Annotated in this window: 20 protein-coding genes; 9 read left to right on the forward strand and 11 right to left on the reverse strand. The window is 53.6% G+C overall.

The genetic code is table 11. The features are described from left to right. The 5 genes from QWJ10_RS22615 to QWJ10_RS22635 form a co-directional block, all read right to left on the reverse strand. Positions 1-423 (reverse strand): hypothetical protein, encoded by a 423-nt coding sequence (locus tag QWJ10_RS22615; protein ID WP_289929744.1) that lies wholly within the window; start codon positions 421-423, stop codon positions 1-3. Positions 424-437: 14 nt separating this feature from the next. After that, positions 438-770: a hypothetical protein gene (locus QWJ10_RS22620; RefSeq protein ID WP_289929745.1), complete on the reverse strand. Its 333-nt coding sequence runs from the start codon at positions 768-770 to the stop codon at positions 438-440. Between the two features lie 79 nt (positions 771-849). Beyond that, the gene (locus QWJ10_RS22625; protein ID WP_289929746.1) at positions 850-1,878 is read right to left on the reverse strand and encodes a restriction endonuclease; all 1,029 of its coding nucleotides are present in this window, start codon (positions 1,876-1,878) and stop codon (positions 850-852) included. Between the two features lie 412 nt (positions 1,879-2,290). Next, positions 2,291-2,557, reverse strand: coding sequence for a hypothetical protein (locus QWJ10_RS22630; RefSeq protein ID WP_289929747.1), 267 nt, complete (start codon positions 2,555-2,557; stop codon positions 2,291-2,293). A gap of 75 nt (positions 2,558-2,632) precedes the next feature. Beyond that, positions 2,633-3,349 (reverse strand): hypothetical protein, encoded by a 717-nt coding sequence (locus tag QWJ10_RS22635; protein WP_289929748.1) that lies wholly within the window; start codon positions 3,347-3,349, stop codon positions 2,633-2,635. 540 nt (positions 3,350-3,889) lie between these two features. On the opposite strand from QWJ10_RS22635, the gene QWJ10_RS22640 reads away from it, so the two are divergent. From QWJ10_RS22640 to QWJ10_RS22650, 3 genes are read left to right on the forward strand one after another with little or no spacing between them, the layout of a single operon-like run. Then, a complete protein-coding gene (locus QWJ10_RS22640; protein ID WP_289929749.1) occupies positions 3,890-5,041 on the forward strand; it encodes an efflux RND transporter periplasmic adaptor subunit in 1,152 nt (383 codons plus the stop codon). 3 nt (positions 5,042-5,044) lie between these two features. After that, positions 5,045-8,179, forward strand: a complete 3,135-nt coding sequence (locus tag QWJ10_RS22645; RefSeq protein ID WP_289929751.1) for an efflux RND transporter permease subunit — start codon at positions 5,045-5,047, stop codon at positions 8,177-8,179. Next, positions 8,176-9,567 (forward strand): efflux transporter outer membrane subunit, encoded by a 1,392-nt coding sequence (locus QWJ10_RS22650; RefSeq protein WP_289929752.1) that lies wholly within the window; start codon positions 8,176-8,178, stop codon positions 9,565-9,567. Before QWJ10_RS22645 ends, QWJ10_RS22650 begins: the two co-directional genes overlap by 4 nt. A 51-nt stretch (positions 9,568-9,618) precedes the next feature. Here QWJ10_RS22650 and QWJ10_RS22655 read toward each other — a convergent pair whose 3' ends face one another. The 3 genes from QWJ10_RS22655 to QWJ10_RS22665 form a co-directional block, all read right to left on the reverse strand. Then, positions 9,619-10,275, reverse strand: coding sequence for a response regulator transcription factor (locus QWJ10_RS22655; RefSeq protein WP_289929754.1), 657 nt, complete (start codon positions 10,273-10,275; stop codon positions 9,619-9,621). Next, positions 10,275-11,738, reverse strand: a complete 1,464-nt coding sequence (locus tag QWJ10_RS22660; protein WP_289929755.1) for an ATP-binding protein — start codon at positions 11,736-11,738, stop codon at positions 10,275-10,277. The genes QWJ10_RS22655 and QWJ10_RS22660 overlap by 1 nt, the downstream gene beginning before the upstream one ends. 211 nt (positions 11,739-11,949) lie before the next feature. Continuing rightward, positions 11,950-12,135 (reverse strand): hypothetical protein, encoded by a 186-nt coding sequence (locus tag QWJ10_RS22665; protein ID WP_289929756.1) that lies wholly within the window; start codon positions 12,133-12,135, stop codon positions 11,950-11,952. Between QWJ10_RS22665 and QWJ10_RS22670 the strand changes: the two genes are divergently transcribed. Next, complete coding sequence (locus QWJ10_RS22670; RefSeq protein ID WP_289929758.1) at positions 12,121-12,453, forward strand: STN domain-containing protein; 333 nt, start codon at positions 12,121-12,123, stop codon at positions 12,451-12,453. The two genes, QWJ10_RS22665 and QWJ10_RS22670, sit on opposite strands and share 15 nt — an antisense overlap. A gap of 115 nt (positions 12,454-12,568) precedes the next feature. Here QWJ10_RS22670 and pgm read toward each other — a convergent pair whose 3' ends face one another. The 3 genes from pgm to QWJ10_RS22685 all read right to left on the reverse strand — a co-directional run bounded on the left by pgm (position 12,569) and on the right by QWJ10_RS22685 (position 14,907). Continuing rightward, positions 12,569-14,233, reverse strand: coding sequence for a phosphoglucomutase (alpha-D-glucose-1,6-bisphosphate-dependent) (gene pgm / locus QWJ10_RS22675; RefSeq protein ID WP_289929760.1), 1,665 nt, complete (start codon positions 14,231-14,233; stop codon positions 12,569-12,571). Positions 14,234-14,471: 238 nt separating this feature from the next. Beyond that, on the reverse strand, positions 14,472-14,618 hold the full coding sequence (locus QWJ10_RS22680; RefSeq protein ID WP_010798681.1) for a hypothetical protein: 147 nt from the start codon (positions 14,616-14,618) through the stop codon (positions 14,472-14,474). A gap of 94 nt (positions 14,619-14,712) precedes the next feature. Then, entirely contained in the window at positions 14,713-14,907 is a 195-nt protein-coding gene (locus QWJ10_RS22685; RefSeq protein ID WP_010798682.1) for a hypothetical protein, read from the reverse strand. 174 nt (positions 14,908-15,081) lie between these two features. Here QWJ10_RS22685 and QWJ10_RS22690 point away from each other — a divergent pair, with 174 nt between their 5' ends. From QWJ10_RS22690 to QWJ10_RS22710, 5 genes are all read left to right on the forward strand, one after another. Then, positions 15,082-15,273 carry a hypothetical protein gene (locus tag QWJ10_RS22690; RefSeq protein ID WP_010798683.1) on the forward strand — a complete coding sequence of 64 codons (192 nt, stop codon included), beginning with the start codon at positions 15,082-15,084 and terminating at the stop codon, positions 15,271-15,273. 202 nt (positions 15,274-15,475) lie between these two features. Continuing rightward, the gene (locus QWJ10_RS22695) at positions 15,476-16,726 is read left to right on the forward strand and encodes a M20/M25/M40 family metallo-hydrolase (protein WP_289929762.1); all 1,251 of its coding nucleotides are present in this window, start codon (positions 15,476-15,478) and stop codon (positions 16,724-16,726) included. A gap of 182 nt (positions 16,727-16,908) precedes the next feature. Further along, positions 16,909-17,121 carry a DUF2934 domain-containing protein gene (locus QWJ10_RS22700; RefSeq protein WP_010798685.1) on the forward strand — a complete coding sequence of 71 codons (213 nt, stop codon included), beginning with the start codon at positions 16,909-16,911 and terminating at the stop codon, positions 17,119-17,121. A 522-nt stretch (positions 17,122-17,643) separates the two neighbouring features. Further along, positions 17,644-19,110: a family 43 glycosylhydrolase gene (locus tag QWJ10_RS22705; protein WP_289929764.1), complete on the forward strand. Its 1,467-nt coding sequence runs from the start codon at positions 17,644-17,646 to the stop codon at positions 19,108-19,110. A gap of 191 nt (positions 19,111-19,301) precedes the next feature. Further along, positions 19,302-19,496, forward strand: a complete 195-nt coding sequence (locus tag QWJ10_RS22710) for a hypothetical protein (protein ID WP_019366898.1) — start codon at positions 19,302-19,304, stop codon at positions 19,494-19,496. Positions 19,497-19,971 lie beyond the last annotated feature (475 nt).

Consider the following 19,971-nt stretch of genomic DNA (forward strand, 5'->3'; position numbering starts at 1 on the left):
TTAAGCGGCGCCGTCAGGCGTCCGCTTGAAGGAGGGGTTAGGCATCGGACTGCCTCTCCGAAAGTAGGATGCGTAGAAGTCATCGGCGTCTTCCCAGTTTTCCTCGAACGCCTCCAAGTAGTGCCGGTAGATCGGCTCTGTGCGCCAGTCGTTGCGCTCAACGGCTGCCCTACATCTGCGCTCGTATTCGCTCTTGACCGCACTCCATCGGAGAGCGTGCATGCAAACTTCAATGAACTCTGTGGGAGCGTAGGCTGGCATTTCCAGAAAGAGGTTCTCAAACTCGGCTTGGAGATGCGGATGTTTAGCTATTACCTCCAGCGCCTCAGACGCAAACGGAAGTACATCAGGCGCGTTGAACGAAGCGCTCAGCTTGACATCGGCTTGCTTTGCTAGCCGGATGACCTGCTCGGTGGGACTCATACGATGCCTAACGATTAAGCTAAAGGGCGGGCTTTAGCCCGTCCCAGCGAGTGAAACGAGCGATTTGAGCGACTTGTTAGAGGATTACCTGCGTAACCTGATTTTTCGAGTTGTTTATCTGTGGCTGAGCTGAAGCTAACAAAACTAACAGCGCTGCACTCCATGCAAAGATTAGCTGGCTGCATAGTGAAACTCATATTTTTAGGCTCTAGAAAAATAGTACCGTTTTCCAGGCAAACCAAAGCAACATGCTCGCAGTTAGGGCAGGAAATAAATTCTGGGCTTCCTTGGCCGCAACAAGGGCAGACTTTACCTTTGAGAAACCAGCTCGGAGCTGCGATTTTCATGCAAGCCTCTAACGTTTGAATTCAGCGGACGGCAAAATGCGCAGCATTTTGACGATCCGCTGGAATGAGTAGTTAGAACTCATCTGGGCAGTGTCAGTAAGAAGTTATCGGCAATTTCAAAAAGGCAGTCTGTGGGGTCTTCGCCGCGCTCCTTCATGTGAAGCATCTCGCATACCTTCTCGTCGTTTACGATAAGCATCAGCTTGCCCTGTTCGCGCATGGCTCCCTGTGTCATTGTAATCGCATGAGGCTCTGCACCGACTCTGGTCATGATAATTGCCATGCGCCGGAGACCGCGTTCCAAAAGGTACTTCTCAGTGGTGAGGATTTGCCCTTGTTTTATTCTTCCAGAATAGTTCTTGAACTCGAAAAGCACATAACGACTATCGAGGTGGTCGATGACAAATTTCCAGAACTCGGTAGTCGGCCTCACTCGACATACATAGTCGTAGCGATTTAGTCCGTCATCGGTTCGCTTTTGAGAATGCCAGCCATGAAGATCGTTCGGGAAGAGGTACTTGAGAATTTTTTCGCATACCTTTTCGTACTGTGCCCAGGACACCTTTCCCTTTTTAATGCTTTTGAGTTCCTGACATAGTTCAGTTCCTCTCGTGTCGCGAACTTGAGATGGTACGCCCCCAAGGGGTTTACTGCTTCGCATTGGATCATCACGTGTTAGCCGTGTCGCCTGAGGCTCGCTTGGGCTAGCCTCTAACAGCGCATCCAATTCCTCCGCAAGTTCGGGATGCGAATTGCACCAGATTCTCAGATCAACCTGATCTACAAAGGTGATACTGAATTTTTGCTCAAGTGACTCTCTTAGCTCTGCTGGAAGAATGCAAGAAACTACTAGCATCCCTTTTTGAACCCGTGCTGCTACCCCATTACTCGCCACGCGGACAGCAGCAGCATCAATGAGGGAAGGCTGAGCGCGCGCCGTGCGGTAGTACTTAATCTCAATTGCCCAGCGCTCATTTCCAAAGTCAGCCAGTAGGTCGAACCCCCTATCCCCCCTGATGTTGTTTTTCGTGACGCTAAAGTTGTTCGCCTCCAAGATGCGGCGAACGAGATCTTCAAATAACTGCCATGTCGGTACTGACGGATTCATATTTATGAGTTCTAACACCTGAGTTAAGCCGCGCCGCGAAGCGGCGTCGGCTTGGACGAATTGTTAGGCGCCACGACCGTAATGGTGTCGCCTGACTGCATCTCGATCGCGACGCCACCGCCAGCGAGTTCCTTAGCAGCCAGGACTGAACAAGACGGCCCCCACGGTTGCGTGGCCGGGACAACGAGTTCGGTGACTCCGGAAAGCGTAAGGGAAAACGGCTCTAGGTGCGACGGCGCTCCCGCAAAGTCAATGCGACAGGTACGCGCTTCCCAGTCGAGGCAGATGCCGACCAGAGTTGCATCGTGGAAATCAGTGGCTGACAAATCCATTTTCGTGACGCCTAACGATTAAGCTAAGGGGCCGGCTTTAGCCGGTCCCAGTGAGCGAAGCGAACGGTTTGAACCTGTTGTTAGGGTTGTCCAACAGCGCCTCCCCAGTTTGCATATAGCGTTTCATTGGATAGTACCCAATTCTTAAAGTGCTCAATTGCCTCGGGTAGCGAAGCGAAAGACACCAGGTCGAATTTTCCACCACGCTCAAAGTAGAAGCACTCGATCTCATCGCCATAGTTGAGAATGCAAAAGCAACAGTCTTGGGGTGTTTCGTTGATGCGGATTTGCCCCATGCGGATTCCGGCAGATTTAAGCTCGGTGGCTAGGTTTGCGAATGGCGGCATGGGAACCCTAACGATTAAGCTAAAGGGCTGGCTTCGCCAGTCCCAGTGAACGAAGTGAGCGATTTCAGCGCATTGTTAGGGCTTACGCTTACACAGTACAGCATTAAGCAAACTCCCAATTTCAACGACCAATTCTGAACAGCGTTGATACTCGTCCTTAAGAAACTCATCAGCGGAGACCTGCGGATAGCAGAAGCTTTCGTAGGAAAATGCAGGAAATATGAGTAAATGCGGCTCCTTGCGCTTGCCCGTCCAGTCTTCGCTTAGTGATGGGAAGACAATACTTCTGTGTTTTGCTTGGTTTGACAGCGCCGATAGATGGACGAAATTACCGCCCTTAATAAATTCGATCAAAAGATCACCGAGAATTACTAGCTCTATGTTGGCTTTTAATAGCTTACTTACAGAAGCAGCCCCTATATTGCGAGATTTTAGCGCAGCGGAGCTGATATTAAGTCCTAGTGAGTAATAAATAGCATGAGCCAAAATATCAGGTAGTGCATGCATGCTTTGAATGCACGCAGTTAGATGTGCACCAACCTCACGAACGAAAATATTAAATTCTTCCCACGCTTTGCCCCTGTCACCGAATGCGACTTCTAGCAGGGAAGTTTCTTGCAACTCTGATCGTATATAAATGTCAGTCTTTGAGCGGGCATCTTGGTAGTGAATTCGGGCATATACCTGGCGATCAACGACAGACTGAATGCACGGCTTTGCCAGCTCAAGCTGGTGCCGCCCGTACAGTCTAGCAATGTGCTCGCGCGTTTCCTCAAGATTCCAACGATCCATATTGACCCTAACTATTATTAGACGTCACGTGACGCATAACACGCTGAACACATCTGACGCATAACCTTCCTTGTCATTTCTATTTTCCTTTCTAAAACGGCCTTTCCGAGGAGCAGTGACGGTATAAGCGCGTTATACATCATCCACAGGGCGGCACGGCTGCGGGAACAAATCGAGCTCAGACATTAGTCGATTCGCATGGAGCGCGTCTATTACAGGTAGGTTTAATTTTCAAGCAGAAGAAACGAGATCCAGTTCATGCCCTTCGCTTACACTGATGTCTATGCCAGCACTTCATGTCATAAGCATGTAGCGTCTAAGGCCAATGCCTGCTTTTCGGTTTTCCTCAAAGCGCCAGCAAGGTATCAACCAGCCGCTCGCCTATAGGTAAGTCATGCCTACTGGCGGTGTGAACTGTTTTTTAAAAGCCTGAGGGTAGACTTAAGGCGGAGGCCAAATCATCCATAAGGCGGGTGTCCGCCCTCTTCTCAGCCGCTACCTTGGCGCACATTTTTAGTTTGGAAAAGTGTGCGTCTACACATGAAATCGAAAGCCTTTCTGTATCTGGCTGTGCTGTGGCTAGCCGCCTGCAAACCTGAAGCGCCTGCCCAGCCACCTGCAGCACCGCCGGTTGAGGTGGCGGTGGTAACGCTGAAGTCACAACCTGTCCCCCTGGTTGCCGAGCTTAACGGCAGAACCGTGGCCCATATGGAGGCTGAGGTTCGCCCACAGGTGTCAGGCATCATTACACAGCGTACCTTTGAAGAAGGAACACTCGTCAAGGCTGGGCAGGTTCTCTACCGCATCGAACAGGCGCCCTACCGTGCCTCGCTCAACCAGGCCAAGGCCTCGCTGGCTAATGCCCAGGCCACGTTGCAGGCCGCCAAGCTTAAAGCCGAACGCTACAACGACTTGATCAAGATCGAGGCCGTCTCCCAGCAGGAGGCAGACGATGCCAAGGCCAGCTATCAGCAAGCTCTGGCTACCATTGCCGAGCGCAAGGCGGCGGTTGAGTCTGCACAAATCGATCTGAATTTCACGCAGATCACGGCGCCTATTGCTGGACGGATTAGCAAGAGCAGCATCACCCCAGGTGCTCTGGTAACAGCTAATCAGGAGACCGCGTTGGCAGTTATCCGTACGCTGGACCCTATCTATGTGGACATCACTCAATCCAGCGCCGCGCTGCTCAGGCTCAAAAAGGCCTTGGGCAATGGCGTCGCCGCTGGCAGCACCGATGTCAGCCTTCGCCTGGAGGACGGCTCGCTCTATCAGCACGCAGGAGTACTGAAGTTTGCAGAGGTTGCCGTGGATCAGGAGACCGGCTCTGTCACGCTTCGCGCGCTTTTCCCTAACGCTGAAGGTCTTCTTCTGCCTGGCATGTATGTGAGAGCCCTCTTGCAAGAGGCTGTTGCGCCTCAGGGACTCCTTGCGCCTCAACGAGGCATTACCCGAGATGCGAAAGGCAATGGCATGGCCCTGGTTGTAAACGCCAACAACACGGTTGAAGCACGTGAAGTGGTTACAACCCAGGCTATTGGTAGCAGCTGGCTGATTCAAAGCGGGCTGGCGGAAGGCGATCGTCTCATCGTTGAAGGCACCGGCAAGGTCAAGGCGGGGGCGACGGTACATGCGGTTGAGTTCAAACCGGCAGGTTCCGGTGAGGCTCGCGCCACGCAGCAGGGACAGTAACCGATGTTTGCACATTTCTTTATCAAGCGACCGGTCTTCGCCTGGGTCATCAGCATCGTCATCATGCTTTTTGGCCTCTTGGCGATACGTACTCTTCCCATCGCCCAATACCCGGATGTGGCGCCTCCCGCTATTTCGGTCAGTGCCTCCTATTCTGGCGCCTCGGCCGAGACCATGGAGAACAGCGTTACGCAAATCCTTGAGCAGCAGCTCAAGGGGCTGGATGGCCTTCAGTCATTTTCCTCCAGCAGCAGCTCTACAGGGCGAACCAGCATTACTGTCACCTTCAACCAGGGGGTTAACCCTGATAACGCTCAAATTCAGGTCCAGAACAAGGTCCAGCAGGCGCTTACACGTCTTCCCTCCGAGGTACAGCGGCAAGGCGTCTCGGTGACCAAGGCACAGAATGATTTCCTGCTGATTATGGCCCTGTATGACGACACGGATCGTTCATCCTCTACTGATATTTCCGACTATATGGCCAGCAACCTGCAGGACCCTATCTCACGGGTTCCTGGTGTAGGCGATGTACAGATTTTTGGCTCTGAATATGCCATGCGCATATGGCTTGATCCTTCGAAGCTGGCTACCTATGGATTGATGCCCTCTGACATCACTGCCGCTGTGCAGGCACAGAACACTCAAGTTTCTGCTGGACAGATTGGCGGATTGCCTTCTCCACCGGATCAGGAGCTCAACGCCACCGTCACCGCACAATCGCGACTGCGTACACCCCAGCAGTTCCAGGACATCATCCTAAAGAGCGATTCGTCAGGCGCGCATGTACACCTGGGCGATGTAGCTCGGGTGGAGCTGGGCAGTGAGAGTTACGGCATTGTCACTCGCTTGAACGGCCATCCTGCCGCGGGGCTTGCGGTAAAGCTTGCGCCGGGAAGCAATGCGCTTTCCACAGCCGAAGGTGTAAAGGCGCTGGCGCAGGAGCTGTCCAGCAACTTCCCTGAGGGCTATCACCTGGAGTTCCCGCTCGACAGCACGGAATTCATCAAGCTTTCGGTTCATGAAGTCATCAAGACACTCTTCGAAGCCATTGCCCTTGTTGTCGTGGTGATGTTCATTTTCCTGCAGAGCTGGCGCGCGACCCTTATCCCGGCGATTTCCGTTCCGGTGGTGCTGTTAGGCACATTCGGCGTGCTATGGATTGCAGGATATTCCATCAATACGCTGACCCTGTTTGGCGTGGTGCTGTCCATTGGTCTTCTGGTAGACGACACCATTGTGGTGGTGGAAAACGTTGAGCGCTTGATGACGGAGCGCAAGCTGTCTGCCCTTGACGCCACCATGGAGTCGATGACGGAGATCAACAGTGCGTTGATCGGGATTGCCATGGTGCTGTCTGCCGTTTTTCTACCCATGGCTTTCTTTGGCGGGTCGACAGGGGTTATCTATCGGCAGTTTTCCATCACTATCGTAGCGTCTATGGTGCTGTCGGTGTTTATTGCACTGACCCTCACACCCGCCCTGTGCGCAACATTGCTCAAGCCAGCCGAGCATCGGGCGCACTCTGGTTTCTTTGGCTGGTTCAACCGCACCTTCAACAAGAACCTCAACCGCTATGAGCATGGAGTAACGGGCGTACTCAAACGCCCGGTACGGTTCATACTCATTTATGGGTGCCTGGGCGCCGTACTGGTCGTGCTGTATATGCGTTTACCCAGCGGCTTTCTGCCTACCGAAGACCAGGGCTCGAACATGGTGCAGTTTACCTTGCCGGTCGGAGCCTCCCAGAAGCGCAGTCTGGAGGTTGGCAAGACCATTGAGCGCCATTATCTGGAAGCCGAAAAGGACAACACCAAAGCAATTTTTACCATTGTCGGATTTGGCTTTGGCGGAAGCGGCCAGAATACGGGCCTTGCGTTTGTTGCCCTTAAAGATTGGAGCGAGCGCACCGATGAGAAAGATCGGGCCGATAGTATTTCCAATCGCGCCATGGCCACCTTTTACCGTTCCCGCGATGCGCAGATCTACGCCCTGACGCCACCTGCGATCCAGGGCCTGGGCCAATCGTCTGGCTTCACGTTCCAGCTACAGGCATCAGCCACAACGGACCGTGTTCAGCTCCTGGGCTTTCGTAATCAGCTGTTAGGGCTGGCCGCAGCAGAGCCGTCCCTGGCAGCCGTTCGCCCAAGCGGCCTGGAAGAAACTCCACAGCTCAAAATCGACATTGATCAATCCAAGGCGGTTTCCAGCGGGCTAGCGTTGAGCGATATCAACTCGACGTTAAGTGCCGCCTGGGGCAGTACCTATATCAATGACTTTATCGACCGGGGTCGCGTCAAGCGGGTATACATGCAGGGTGACGCCCCGTTTCGCTCGCAGCCTGATGATTTGTACCAGTGGTATGTGCGTGGTCAGTCTAACGCGATGACACCTTTCTCGGCCTTTGCCACTACGCATTGGGAGCGCGGCCCGGACAACCTTGAACGCTTCAACGGCCTTGCCTCATACGCGATTCAGGGTCAGGGTGCTCCGGGTGTCAGCTCGGGTGAAGCCATGGACACCATGGAGCATTTGGCCAACCAGTTGCCCCAGGGGACGACCTTTGCCTGGAGCGACCTGTCCTATCAGGAGCGCGAATCCAGCGGGCAGGCTATTCGCCTTTATGCCCTGTCCATCCTGATTGTTTTCCTCTGCCTGGCAGCCCTCTACAACAGCTGGTCGATTCCCTTCTCGGTGCTCATGGTCATTCCGCTGGGTATTGTCGGCACCATTCTCGCGGCTACCTTGCGAGGGCTGGAAAACGATGTGTTTTTCCAGGTTGCGCTCATTACCACCATCGGCCTGGCTTCCAAGAACGCTATTCTGATCGTCGAGTTTGCCGAGGCGGCCGAGCAGCGTGGGCTTTCTATCTGGAATGCGGCGCTTGAGGGTGCTCGCTTGAGACTTCGCCCGATCGTTATGACCTCGCTGGCCTTCATGGCAGGTGTGCTGCCTCTGGCCGTTGCTACCGGTGCAGGTGCCAACAGCCGCATCTCCATTGGCACCGGCATCATTGGCGGTACGCTCACCGCAACAGTGCTTGCGATCTTTTTCGTACCGCTGTTCTTTGTGCTCGTCCGCGGCCTCGCTATCCGCTTCCAGAAGAGCAAGACCCCATCCACTTCGCAGGAGACACCATGATGCACCTGAGATGTTTAGCGCTGCTCATGCCGATGGCTCTGCTTGGCTGCACTCTCGCTCCCACTTATGAGCGCCCCGCCGCCCCGGTTCCTTCGACGTGGCCGCAGGGAACTGGCTACACGCCCTCTGTACAAGCCTTTGTGCCAACCACTTGGGAAGCGCTTGTGCTGGATGCCGATCTACGATCCGTTATAACGCTTGCGCTAGCCAATAACCGGGACCTGCGCAAAGCGGCGGCCAATATCGAGTCGGCTCGGGCGCAGTATCGTCTGCAGCGCTCCGAACTCTGGCCCCAGTTAAACGCCAGCGCCAATGCTTCACGTTCACGCACTCAGGTTGAGACGTTGGGCCAAAAACAGACCGTCTACAGCAAAAGCGTTTCGGCAAGCGTTGGGCTTAGCGCCTATGAGCTGGATTTGTTTGGACGCGTGCGGAGCCTGTCCGAATCAGCGCAGCAGAGTTTGCTGGCTACAGAAGAGGCTTCCCGCGCCACCTATATCAGTTTGATCGCGGAAACAGCCAATGCCTACCTGACACTTGCATCTGACAGGGCACAACTCAGGATCTCGGAAGAAACACTGGAAAGTGCCGGCCGCACGGTCAACCTGATCCAGGGGAGACTCTCGGCAGGCATCGCCTCCCGCGTAGACTTGCGACAGGCCCAGACGATCTATGAACAGGCACGCGCGGATATTGCTAACTACCGGACGCTTGTTGCTCAGGACCGCAATGCACTGGAATTGTTGGTCGGGCAGACACTGGATGATGCGGTGCTACCCCAACCCTTGGAAGCAGATAAACCATTGTTTGCCGAGGTCTCGCCTGGGTTGTCTTCCAACGTCCTGCTCAAGCGCCCGGATGTGCTTCAGGCCGAACACAATCTGCTGGCCGCCAACGCCAACATTGGTGCGGCCCGGGCGGCATTTTTCCCGCAGTTGAGCCTTACCTCCTCCGTAGGCCTGAGCAGTCATGGATTGTCATCGCTGTTTTCAAGCGCCAACAAAATCTGGTCATTCATGCCCTCTGTTAGCGTCCCGATCTTCACCGGCGGCGCCAATACAGCCAATCTGAACTACAGCAAGGCCCAGCGGGACTATTACGTCGCTGACTATGAGCAAAGCATCCAGACCGCTTTTCGTGAGGTGGCTGACGCGCTGGCCAGGCGCGGCACCCTGGAGGAACAGCTTTCTGCGCAGGCGGCCCTGCTGGAGGCTGCCAGCGAAAGCTATCAGCTCTCCGATGCACGCTATAGACGGGGCATTGACACCTTTCTGAATGCGCTTGATGCGCAACGTACGCTCTACAACGCCCAGAAATCGCTGATCAATGCCCGTCAAATCGCGGAGGAAAATCGCATCGAGTTGTACAGAGTGTTGGGTGGTATCTAATAAACAAAGGCCCGGCCGAATACCGGGCTGGGCCTTTACTAAACTGCGCTTTCAGGACCCATGATGCGTCATCAATCCTTGCTTCCAGGCGAAGGCAACGGCTTCTGTACGGTCAGCCAGGTCGAGTTTGGAGAGCAGGCTGCTAATATGGGACTTCACTGTTTTCTCACTGATATTCAGTGCAGTAGCAATGCGCACGTTACTGCCCCCAGAGGCAAGCTCGCGAAGCACGTCAAGTTCACGCTCGGTCAGCTCCTTGAAGGGATCGACCTTGGGCTCGCGAATTCCCCTGACCACTTTGAGAAGCTTCGACGCGATAAAGGGATGAATAATGACCTCACCTCGCGCGATCCGGCGGATCATATCAATCAGCTCATCACCCAACATCGTCTTGACCAGAAAGGACTGAGCACCCGCCTCGATGGCAGCAAAGGCCAACTCATCCTCTTCGGTAGAACTCAGGACAGCTATCTGGCTACCCGGACTTACCTCCAGCAGTCGCTTGATGGTCTCCACACCGCTCAACCCTGGCATCATCAAATCCAGCAAGACAAGCTCAGGCTTGGACGCCTGGGCGAGCTCAATCGCTGTCTGCCCATCTCCCGCCTCGCCTATCACATCGAACTCGCCGGTAATGTCGAGCAGACTGCGGATGCCCTGTCTGACAATGGCATGGTCATCAACCAGCAACACGGTGGTTTTCATCATTACCCTTCTGTGGGTTTAAAGGAGATTTCAACGGTGGTTCCCTGGCCGGGCTCGCTGCGAATATCAATACGCCCTTCCGACAGCCAATGAGCTCTTTGACGCATATTGCTCAGACCCATTCCCGAGCTGGTGTGCCCCGGATGAAAGCCTTGACCATCGTCCTCAATTTTAAGGACAAACCGCTCTCCCTGACGAACGAGGGATATCCATAGTTGCGAGGCGTTGGCATGTCGAAGCGTGTTGGCTGCCCCTTCACTGGTAATCAAGAGCAGCTCAGTTGCAACCGCATCCTCCTCATTCAACCTGTGCATTACCTCTTCCTGAATATCGACAGACCATTGGATGGCGCTGCCCTCAAGCAGGTTTGCCAGGTTCTGCTTCAAGGCGCTATCCAGGCCTAGTTCGGCCACTGTAGGTGCCGAGAGGCGATGGATAACATCGCTCATGTCTCGTTGAAGATGCTCAACAAGCTTGAGTGATGAGTTGACCAGCTTGGCCTGCTCGGCATAGGTACTGCACAGACGGCGTAACAGACTAAGCTGTAGCCCAAGGGCGAAGCACCGTTGCTTGGCGGTATCGTGCAGCTCACGGGCCAACCGATTGCGCTCATCTTGGGCAGCAATAGCCTGCTTGACCTCAATCACGCCTGCCACTGCATCAGCCATATGATCGAACCGCTGGGCCAGCCGGCCAAACTCATCATGCCCTTCGTCATTGATACGAATATCGAGTTGGCCCTGAGCCCAGGTATTGGCTACCTGCTCGGCATGACGAATCCTATTCAGCAGGAAGAAAGCCAGCAGCAGTGCGGTGCAACAATTACTGATCAGCATGTAGGGCCAAAGCCAACCAAACTGACGGCTCGTATCCGCCCAGAAGGCTTTCCATGGATCAAACCCTTCCATACCCAGAACAAGCCTATCCGCCTCTTGTGGGAGCTGAACAACCGCCGTGCTAAACCAGATATCACTGGTCGTACGCGGCTCATCGCTTTCAACCTTGATACTGTTACCCTGGCGGCTAACTGTCTGCATTCTGGCTTGAAGCGGCTCCGTCAGTTTGGCGGGGTAATGACATTGCAGCCCTTGCTCATTGCGGTACAGCGCTGCAAGACGCCCTTCCCCAAGAGACTGGCTAAAACTATTACCAGCCTTGCCTGTTAATACACCAGAACCAAAGACACGATGAACCAACAATTCAAGCAGTGCCTGGCAGCGTTCAGGCGTAGCGGCGGCTTGCAGCAGCTCAGCCACCACCCTGCCCTCTACCGCAACACGGTCGTGCAATTTATCTTCACTTAGCGCCTCTTTAAGCTCAACCTGACTTTTCCAGGTACCGAAGCCGATGATTGCAACTGTAGAAGAACCAGAGATCACGAACAGACTGACAAAAAATTTGATGAATAGTCCGCCTAGCCATCGCTTGGGCGTGAATAACAAGGCGAGCCTGGAAAGAATAAGCAAGGAGGGCGTGAATCCTGATCATCGGGTTATATGATCATTTTGCCATGAACCCTTCGGCAACGCCTGCAGCCTATCTGCCGGATTATGAAGACTAAGATCGGAAAGCCCACCCCTCTATGGCCTGATACGTCAGGCCTTACCGTCAAATGTGGAACGAATAAGACTCTGTGTTTCTCTTTTGCTGCCGCAGGTAATCATGAAGACTCTGCTGTTAGGATTGATGATTCTCGGCCTTACGTGCCAAGCCGCAGAGGCGACCTGTCAGCGAAATGCCACTGACTTTAGCTATCTCTCTTAGCGGCTGGATGAAGCGATACAGCAGCTTGCCCATAGCACCGGCTGCCCTGTTACTGTAGACCTTGCCCGTTTCGCCGACCGTAAAGTGCCTGCGCTTCATGGTCGCTATACGCCTGAAGAAGCCTTATGGCAGCTGATCAAGGGAACGGGGCTTGAGGGTTACCCTACGGCTGATGGGTTGGAAGCGAACCCTCGGGAACAGGATGCCGTCGGGGTCAAGGCAAAGGCTGTACGTAACCTCATCAATGCTAACAACGGCTCGATTACCAAGGCCAAACAGAAGCATTACGAACAGCAAATCAAGGAAGTAGAAACCAGCTCAGCGGACCTGGCTCGCCAGCAGGGTTTTATCAGTGCCGGGGAGCGCAGCTCATTTCATCGCAGCCTGGACGAGATGCTCAACGAACTGAAGCGCTAGGTCATCTAGCCTATCCAGGTCGCTTTGAGAGCAGGCGGCTGACTTCTGTTGCAGACACCTGCTGGCCTATAAGAAAAGAAGGCTGCCTAGGGCTTTTTACCCAGGCAGCCCTTGATCAACCAGCCAGTACGCTATCAACTAACGCTTTGGCTTCTTCCTGGATACGCTTGAGATGCGTCTCCCCTTCAAAGCTTTCAGCATAGATCTTGTAAACGTCTTCCGTACCGGAAGGACGTGCGGCAAACCAGCCGTTTTCAGTCACAACTTTGAGGCCGCCGATTGCTGCACCATTGCCAGGCGCCTCGGTCAGGATCTGTGTAATCGGCTGACCGGCCAGCTCGCTGGCAGTTACCTGTGAAGCGGAGAGCTTACCAAGCTTGGCTTTCTGCTCGCGATCAGCTGCAGCATCGATACGCTGATACACCGGCGAGCCAAACCGCTCGGTCAGTGCCTGATAGCGCTCACCAGGGTCCTTGCCGGTAACCGCCGTAATTTCCGCCGCCAGCAGTCCCAGGATGATGCCGTCCTTATCGGTCGACCACGCACCACCAGTCTTGCGCAGGAACGATGCGCCCGCGGACTCCTCACCACCAAAACCAAGGCTTCCGTCCATGAGGCCATCCACGAACCACTTGAAGCCCACTGGCACCTCGACGACCTTCCGATCGATACCCTGAGCCACACGGTCGATCATGGAAGACGACACCAGCGTTTTACCGATACCCGCGTGAGCGCTCCACTCGGGACGGTGAGTAAAGAGGTATTCGATCGCTACCGCCAAGTAATGGTTGGGATTGAGCAGCCCGGTCGAACGCGACACGATACCGTGGCGGTCATGGTCGGTATCACAGGCGAAGGACACATCGAAACGGTCCTTGTTTTCAATCAATCCAGCCATCGCATGAGGCGAGCTGCAGTCCATACGGATCTTGCCATCCCAATCCAGGCGCATGAAGCGGAAGGTAGGATCGATACGGGTCGACAGGACCTCAAGCGGCAAACCAAAACGCTCGGCAATGCGCGTCCAGTAGTGCACGCCTGCCCCGCCCAGAGGATCCACGCCAAACTTAAGGCCCGAATGCTTGATGGCTTCGATATCGATGACCTGCTCAAGGCCACCGACATAGCTTTCGATAAAGTCGAATCGCTGCGTCGTTGGCGCTTTCAACGCACGGGCATAGTCCATGCGCTCCACGCCCTTCAGTCCTGCCTTGAGCAGCGCATTCGCACGCTCCTGAATCCACTTGGTTACGTTGGTATCGGCCGGACCACCGTTGGTGGGGTTGTATTTGAATCCACCATCGGCAGGCGGATTGTGTGAAGGCGTAATGACAATACCGTCAGCCAGGCCGCTGGTGCGGCCTTTGTTGTATTCGAGAATGGCATTGGAGATGGCGGGCGTTGGCGTATAACCGGGCTCGCCCTGGGTCTCAGCACAGCCTGCATCGATACGGGTCTCAACACCATTGGCAGCCAGCACTTCCAGTGCTGAAACAAAGGCAGGTTCGGACAGCGCATGGGTATCCATGCCGACAAAGAGCGGACCATTTACGCCCTGCTCTTTTCGGTAATCACAAATAGCCTGGGTAGTTGCCAGGATGTGCCACTCATTGAAGCTGACCTTCAGCGATGAACCGCGATGCCCGGATGTACCAAATGAAACCTGCTGCGCCGGATCATCAGGGTTGGGCCGTTCACTGTAATAGCGCGACACCAGGCGCGGTAGGTTGACCAGGGTATGCTCATCGGGCAGGCGTCCTGCGTTAAGGTCGATGCTCATCTGACGTTCCTTTGATGGATTGAAATTACTGCCTCAAGTAAACCATGCGGCGATTCAAGAAGCATTCGAAAGCGGTATGACACTGGTGGGTGTCATTCATTCGCGCTTCGACCCAAGCACTACCACCCAGGGTTCCCTTTTCGTTTCGCTTATGTGCTGCGGTGCTCGGAAATAAGCAGTGAAAACGGCTCGCCAAAAGAAAACCCGGCATTAGCCGGGTTTTCGATAACTGTTTGCGTTACAGCGGATGATCTACCTCATCATCGCCAAGCGGATTATCAGGAATGATATCGGGACGCAGTGGATCGAATACGTCACTGCCAATGCCCGCATCGTCCGGCACCACAGGATCGGAGCCTTGTGCATCTAAGGGCGCATTGCTCATACAGATCTCCTCCATTTATAGCCATTAGCACCAAGCTTTGGAGGTATAAATCCACCCGTTGTTTATACCGGTCATCCGAACCTTTTGCAGCAGATTAAAGGTGGGTATAGATGTAACGGGCCGTCATCACAAGCGCTGTCACTCCAACCATAATCCCGATAAGACCAGACAATGCCAGTGCCGAAAAATGATAGAGATGACCCGGTGCACTGGCCATGATCAGTATCGCCGAAACACTGATCAACGAAACGATAGGCCCCACAGTCAGATAGCGTTTGAACACTGCCATGAACATGCCTCCCCAAGCAGCTCTGCAGACAGGCATCGTTGATAACACGGAATTATGAAGGCTATAAGTCATCACCAGACGGTTTGCCACTCGCGCCGGTCATCAAACGACGAAAGGTATAAAGTTTTTCTGATTTCGACCGACAACGCAGCCACATCAATCAAGTAGATCCCTATGAAAAAGGTCAGCCAAACCTTGCGGACTCAAGCGTCCATCATCGAGGCCTATTGCGTTTTGGAAGAGAAAGCTCGTCAGCATCCCGAGCTACGCGTATTCCTGCCTGAACTGCTTGATCTAAACGAACAAGCCTGCACGCTCATTGAGCGCTATATGGCCAAGGCAGCCGTTAAAGCCGCCACTGAATGAATCCAGCAATCCAGCGGATGCGTTTGGGCGCGAGCCTGACATACGTGCTCACTGGCATAGCACAGGACAAAGGCTCACGAATGATGCCATTGAAGTCAAAATCGTAGCGACCTTGAGCCGCCGGTTATGGCTTACACGAAGCGAAATGCAGGCTGCCAGGGAGCGTCTATAGTGTCTGGGCACATAACAAAAAGGACGCCTCATGACTGTTATGCTCCGCCGCGCCACGTACTCTCTTTCATTGGCAATCGCTTTTGCCTTTTCTACCGTTTCCACCGTACAGGCTGAACCGAATCACCCCGTTCAATCCCATGCCGAACAGTACAAGGAAGAAGCACTCAAGCTACTCGAGCAACTGGTAAATATTGATTCGGGCTCGGGTTATGCACCTGGTCTGATACAGGTAGGTCAGATTGCAGCTGATCAGTTGAAACAGCTGGGCGCTACGATCGAGACTGTTCCAAACTCTCCACCTGATAAAAGTCATCATATCGTTGCCACGCTTAAAGGCACAGGCAAGGCCAAAATCTTGTTGATGGCACATATGGATACCGTTTTCAAAGAGGGCTCAGCCAAGGAGCGGCCTTTCCATATAAAGGATGGGCGAGCCTACGGACCCGGCGTGATGGACGATAAGGGCGGAATCGTAGCGGGCATCTATGCGCTCAAAATATTGAAAGACCTCAACTTCAAGGATTACGCTCAAATTACCTTTTTGCTCGATGCCAGCGAGGAAACCGGTTCCGATGCTGCTACTCAGCTGATTCAACGGGTGGCCAGGGAGCATGACGTTACCCTTAATCTAGAGCCAGGCCGGCCTGCCGATGGCCTCGTGGCTTGGCGAAAAGGAAGCGCGACCGCAACCGTTGACGTTACCGGTAAGGCCGCTCATGCGGGCGTAGCGCCGGAGCTCGGCCGAAACGCTGCCATGGAAATCTCGCATCAGGTCCTCCAGCTTGGCAAACTGGGCGATGTCGAGAAGAAAACCACAGTCAATTTTACTGTAATCGACGCTGGCGATCGCACGAATGTCATACCTGACAGAGCGACTGCCAAGGCAGACGTTCGTGTAGCCGTTCCAGAGGAGTTTGATCGGGTCGAGCAAGACATGGCGCGCATCTCCGCCAACAAGCTGATCCAGGACACCGAGGTCAAAACTCATCTGCATCGGGGCTTGCCGCCTATGCCTCAAACCGCCGAAACGGATAGGCTCGTGTCGATGGCTCAAAACATCTACGGTGAAATTGGCCGCAAGCTTACGATCGAGGGCAGCGGTGGCGCAGCTGACGCCAGCCTTGCTGCAGGTGTGGGCGTACCAACGCTGGATGGCTTTGGCATCGTAGGCGGCAATATCCATACGCCAGAAGAGTACGCCGAGGTGGAAAGCGTCGCGCCGAGACTTTATCTACTGGCAAGAATGATCATGGAGCTGGCGCAGCGTGATAAAGGTTAAGTCTCTCAATGAAAAGGACTTTTCATCGGACGTATACAGCACGTGAGGAACGATAAGGAAGACTGGGCATCCCTTCTTATAGTCCTGTTGCAATCATGCAGGTAGATACTCAAGGCCTACGGCCTCTAAGTCAGAAAGCTCGGCGCCAGACTGCTGAGCCACATCCGATAGGAGGATGAGCGATGGATGATCTGGAACAACGCATACGTCAACGCGCCTACGAAATCTGGGAAGCCGCAGGCCGTCCGGATGGACAGGGATTTGAGCACTGGTTTCAAGCCCAGAGAGAAGTCGACTACGACACCGCAGGGGATCCGCTGTCGGGCGGAATAGAAACCAGCGTGGCGCAGCCCATGCCAAAGCCAAAGCGAAGCCGCACCAAGAAGACAGCCTGACCACAGGTCTTTGCCACTACGTAAAACGGCCAATCCTATTGGCCGTTTTATTTTAGTCGGCCTCAAATGCCTAGAGCGCTATCCACCCTACTCTTATTGGCGTTAGCCGAAAACATGTTCTGTAAGAGTGACTTCGATGAAGTAGCCTTCAGCCTGATCGCGTCATTACGTCATTAATAAATCGGTACACCTCTTTGATTCCGCAAAGGCCGCCTCGCCTGATCAACCAAGCTGCCAAACCGCCTATTCATCATAACATTAGCTCGCCACCACTAGACGTATGAGCGATGTAGGCTATAAATAATCGGGCGATCCCGGTAATAGTCATACCATTATCATGGCTTGCGCTTGAGCTATCTCTGCTGTCGGGCTTGGCGACCCTGCCTTATGAGGTCACCCGTCTTGCAGGGTTCGGCTTGAGGAGCTGCAGTTATGGGCCGTTTTCTTCAGCCTCTAAATCTGTGGCTCACACTGCTCGATAACAACCTGTGTTCTTGCTAATAACAACAACGGAGAAACACCATGGTTCTAGAACTGTGTGCTCAGGTAAGGCGTCTCAAGCGCAACCTTACCAATGCCGCCTGGTTTTCCCTCGCGGTCGCTGTAACAGTATTGATCAACCCGGCCTCCTCTTTGGCGGCAACCCAGTACGACAATCCCATCATTACGCAACGAGCCGATCCGTCTGTTTATAAACATACCGACGGGTATTACTACATGACTTATAGCGTACCGGAGTACAACCGGATCGCACTCAGGCGCGCCAGGACCATTGCCGGTCTTGCAAAGGCCCAGGAACAGGTCATCTGGACCAAGCACGACAGTGGTGAGATGAGTACCCACGTCTGGGCACCCTGGATCGATTACAACAACGGTTCCTGGTACGTCTATTTCGCTGCCGCTCAGGAAGGCACCCCGTTCAATCACCGCATTTATGCACTGTCCAACAATGCAGCCAATCCGGTAACAGGCTCAGGCTGGATCGAGCGTGGTCAGATCAAGACAAACTGGGAGTCATTCAGTATCGATACGACTACCTTTGTGCATGCAGGCAAACGTTACATCGTCTGGGCCCAGAAAGACCCGAACATCGAAGGTAACAGCAATCTCTACATTGCCGAGCTGGATGGCCCGTTGGCTATTAAAGGCAAACAGGTAATGCTATCGCAACCTGAATACGACTGGGAGAAGGTAGGTTTCTGGGTCAACGAAGCGCCTGCTGTCATGGAACATAATGGCAAGGTGTTCATTGCCTATTCGGGCAGTGCTACCGATGCGAACTACAACATGGGCCTGCTTTCCGCACCAGCCACGGCGGATCTACTCGATCCTAGCGTATGGACCAAATCACCTGTTCCTGTCTTCAAGAGTAGCGAGCGTAACGGGATCTACGGCACAGGCAGCAATACCTTCACAACCGACCGGGATGGCACCATCCTTCACATCTATAATGCTCGCAACTACAAGGGCATCGTAGGCGATCCGCTGTACGATCCCAACAGGGCCATTTATGTGCAACCGCTCAGCTGGGATTCAAACGGCAATCCAGTCTTTGGTGTTCCAACAGGCGCAGACAAGCCAGTGACGCTGGTCAACCAAAACAGCAGCAAGTGCTTGAATGTAAAAAACGCTAGCCTGGAGGCAGGTATACGAGTCGAACAGACCTCGTGTGATCACACACAAAATGCTCAACGCTGGCATATGATCAACCTGAAGAATGGCTTCTATGAGGTGCTGAGCGTCAACAGCGGCAAAGTGCTTACCGCACCGGCCTCGGTCAACGACTCCCCCCTCTCACAGGAGACATGGCAAAACCTTCATACGCAGCAGTGGCAAATGTTGCCTGGCGCATCAACCTGGTTCCGCTTGGTCAACCGGTCGAGCGGCAAGGTGCTGAATGTACCCGGATGCAAAGTTGGCGATGGCGTTGACGTCGATCAGAGCCAGTGGATGAAGAACGGCTGCCAGCACTGGTCAGCTGTACCCTGAGCAGAACTTTTCAAGGCATAGACATGGACGTCTTGCCCTATAGCCTGCTTCTTTCCTGGTTAGCAGATACGCTGACCACATGCGTGTTCATGCTTTCGCTACCGTTATACGCCGACCGTTAGTCAGTTTTCATTCAAGGTCTTATCCGTTTACACCGATAACGATAAGAGACCAGATGAAGGAGACTGAACATGGCAATCCCGATAACCGGAGCCAGCCCAACAGAAGTCATTGAGCGCGCCCGGCAACTGGGCCTCAGCAAATGGCCAATCCGCGCCGGCCGCACAAAAGAAGGCCACTGGGTACATCATTACTCCATCACCTCCGACGAGCTGATTGCCCATATAGACAGTTTGCTTGTCAGACAATGGAAGAAAAATACATAACTATAAAGGCTTACACTACATTGTTTCGTACAGCCTTGTTCTAAATATTTAAATCAATTTTATATCAGTTAACAGCGTTTTTTAAAAAAACCAAGCCGCCTCTAATAGGCTTACACCCTTATTAATTAGCCTTTGAAAGGTTATTCACACTCTCTGGCAGTCTCTTAAACGCACCAACAGCTCGCAATCAGCAAAAATATATTGTTTACCAATAGATCACAGGCAATCCTACTTATTGCTTATCAAGCTAAACATGGCTGTATTGTTTATCTAAAAAGCAGCCTATGGTAATCCGCCATCGTCTTATATGGCTTTCCCGATCCTCCTGACTTTTGGGGTATCGGTATTACCCTCTATGACTCCCAGGGGCATCTGGCCGGACTCATGCTTGGGCGCAACAAGGAGATAGCACTGCGCATGCGGTGCCTACAGTCATTACCGGCATGCTCAGCAAGGAATTGGCTGCTACTATCTT

The sequence above is a fragment of the Pseudomonas sp. WAC2 genome, from assembly GCF_030403525.1.
Lineage (GTDB): Bacteria > Pseudomonadota > Gammaproteobacteria > Pseudomonadales > Pseudomonadaceae > Chryseomonas > Chryseomonas luteola.

Excerpts from the sequence above, each read along its gene's own strand:
- QWJ10_RS22700 (WP_010798685.1), top strand. The coding sequence starts at position 16,909 with ATGGATGATCTGGAACAACGCATACGTCAACGCGCCTACGAAATCTGG.
- QWJ10_RS22665 (WP_289929756.1), bottom strand. The coding sequence starts at position 12,135 with ATGAAGCGCAGGCACTTTACGGTCGGCGAAACGGGCAAGGTCTACAGT.
- QWJ10_RS22705 (WP_289929764.1), top strand. The coding sequence starts at position 17,644 with ATGGTTCTAGAACTGTGTGCTCAGGTAAGGCGTCTCAAGCGCAACCTT.
- QWJ10_RS22695 (WP_289929762.1), top strand. The coding sequence starts at position 15,476 with ATGACTGTTATGCTCCGCCGCGCCACGTACTCTCTTTCATTGGCAATC.
- QWJ10_RS22630 (WP_289929747.1), bottom strand. The coding sequence starts at position 2,557 with ATGCCGCCATTCGCAAACCTAGCCACCGAGCTTAAATCTGCCGGAATC.
- QWJ10_RS22710 (WP_019366898.1), top strand. The coding sequence starts at position 19,302 with ATGGCAATCCCGATAACCGGAGCCAGCCCAACAGAAGTCATTGAGCGC.
- QWJ10_RS22680 (WP_010798681.1), bottom strand. The coding sequence starts at position 14,618 with ATGAGCAATGCGCCCTTAGATGCACAAGGCTCCGATCCTGTGGTGCCG.
- QWJ10_RS22690 (WP_010798683.1), top strand. The coding sequence starts at position 15,082 with ATGAAAAAGGTCAGCCAAACCTTGCGGACTCAAGCGTCCATCATCGAG.
- QWJ10_RS22620 (WP_289929745.1), bottom strand. The coding sequence starts at position 770 with ATGAAAATCGCAGCTCCGAGCTGGTTTCTCAAAGGTAAAGTCTGCCCT.
- QWJ10_RS22625 (WP_289929746.1), bottom strand. The coding sequence starts at position 1,878 with ATGAATCCGTCAGTACCGACATGGCAGTTATTTGAAGATCTCGTTCGC.
- pgm (WP_289929760.1), bottom strand. The coding sequence starts at position 14,233 with ATGAGCATCGACCTTAACGCAGGACGCCTGCCCGATGAGCATACCCTG.
- QWJ10_RS22635 (WP_289929748.1), bottom strand. The coding sequence starts at position 3,349 with ATGGATCGTTGGAATCTTGAGGAAACGCGCGAGCACATTGCTAGACTG.
- QWJ10_RS22685 (WP_010798682.1), bottom strand. The coding sequence starts at position 14,907 with ATGGCAGTGTTCAAACGCTATCTGACTGTGGGGCCTATCGTTTCGTTG.
- QWJ10_RS22645 (WP_289929751.1), top strand. The coding sequence starts at position 5,045 with ATGTTTGCACATTTCTTTATCAAGCGACCGGTCTTCGCCTGGGTCATC.
- QWJ10_RS22615 (WP_289929744.1), bottom strand. The coding sequence starts at position 423 with ATGAGTCCCACCGAGCAGGTCATCCGGCTAGCAAAGCAAGCCGATGTC.
- QWJ10_RS22650 (WP_289929752.1), top strand. The coding sequence starts at position 8,176 with ATGATGCACCTGAGATGTTTAGCGCTGCTCATGCCGATGGCTCTGCTT.
- QWJ10_RS22640 (WP_289929749.1), top strand. The coding sequence starts at position 3,890 with ATGAAATCGAAAGCCTTTCTGTATCTGGCTGTGCTGTGGCTAGCCGCC.
- QWJ10_RS22655 (WP_289929754.1), bottom strand. The coding sequence starts at position 10,275 with ATGATGAAAACCACCGTGTTGCTGGTTGATGACCATGCCATTGTCAGA.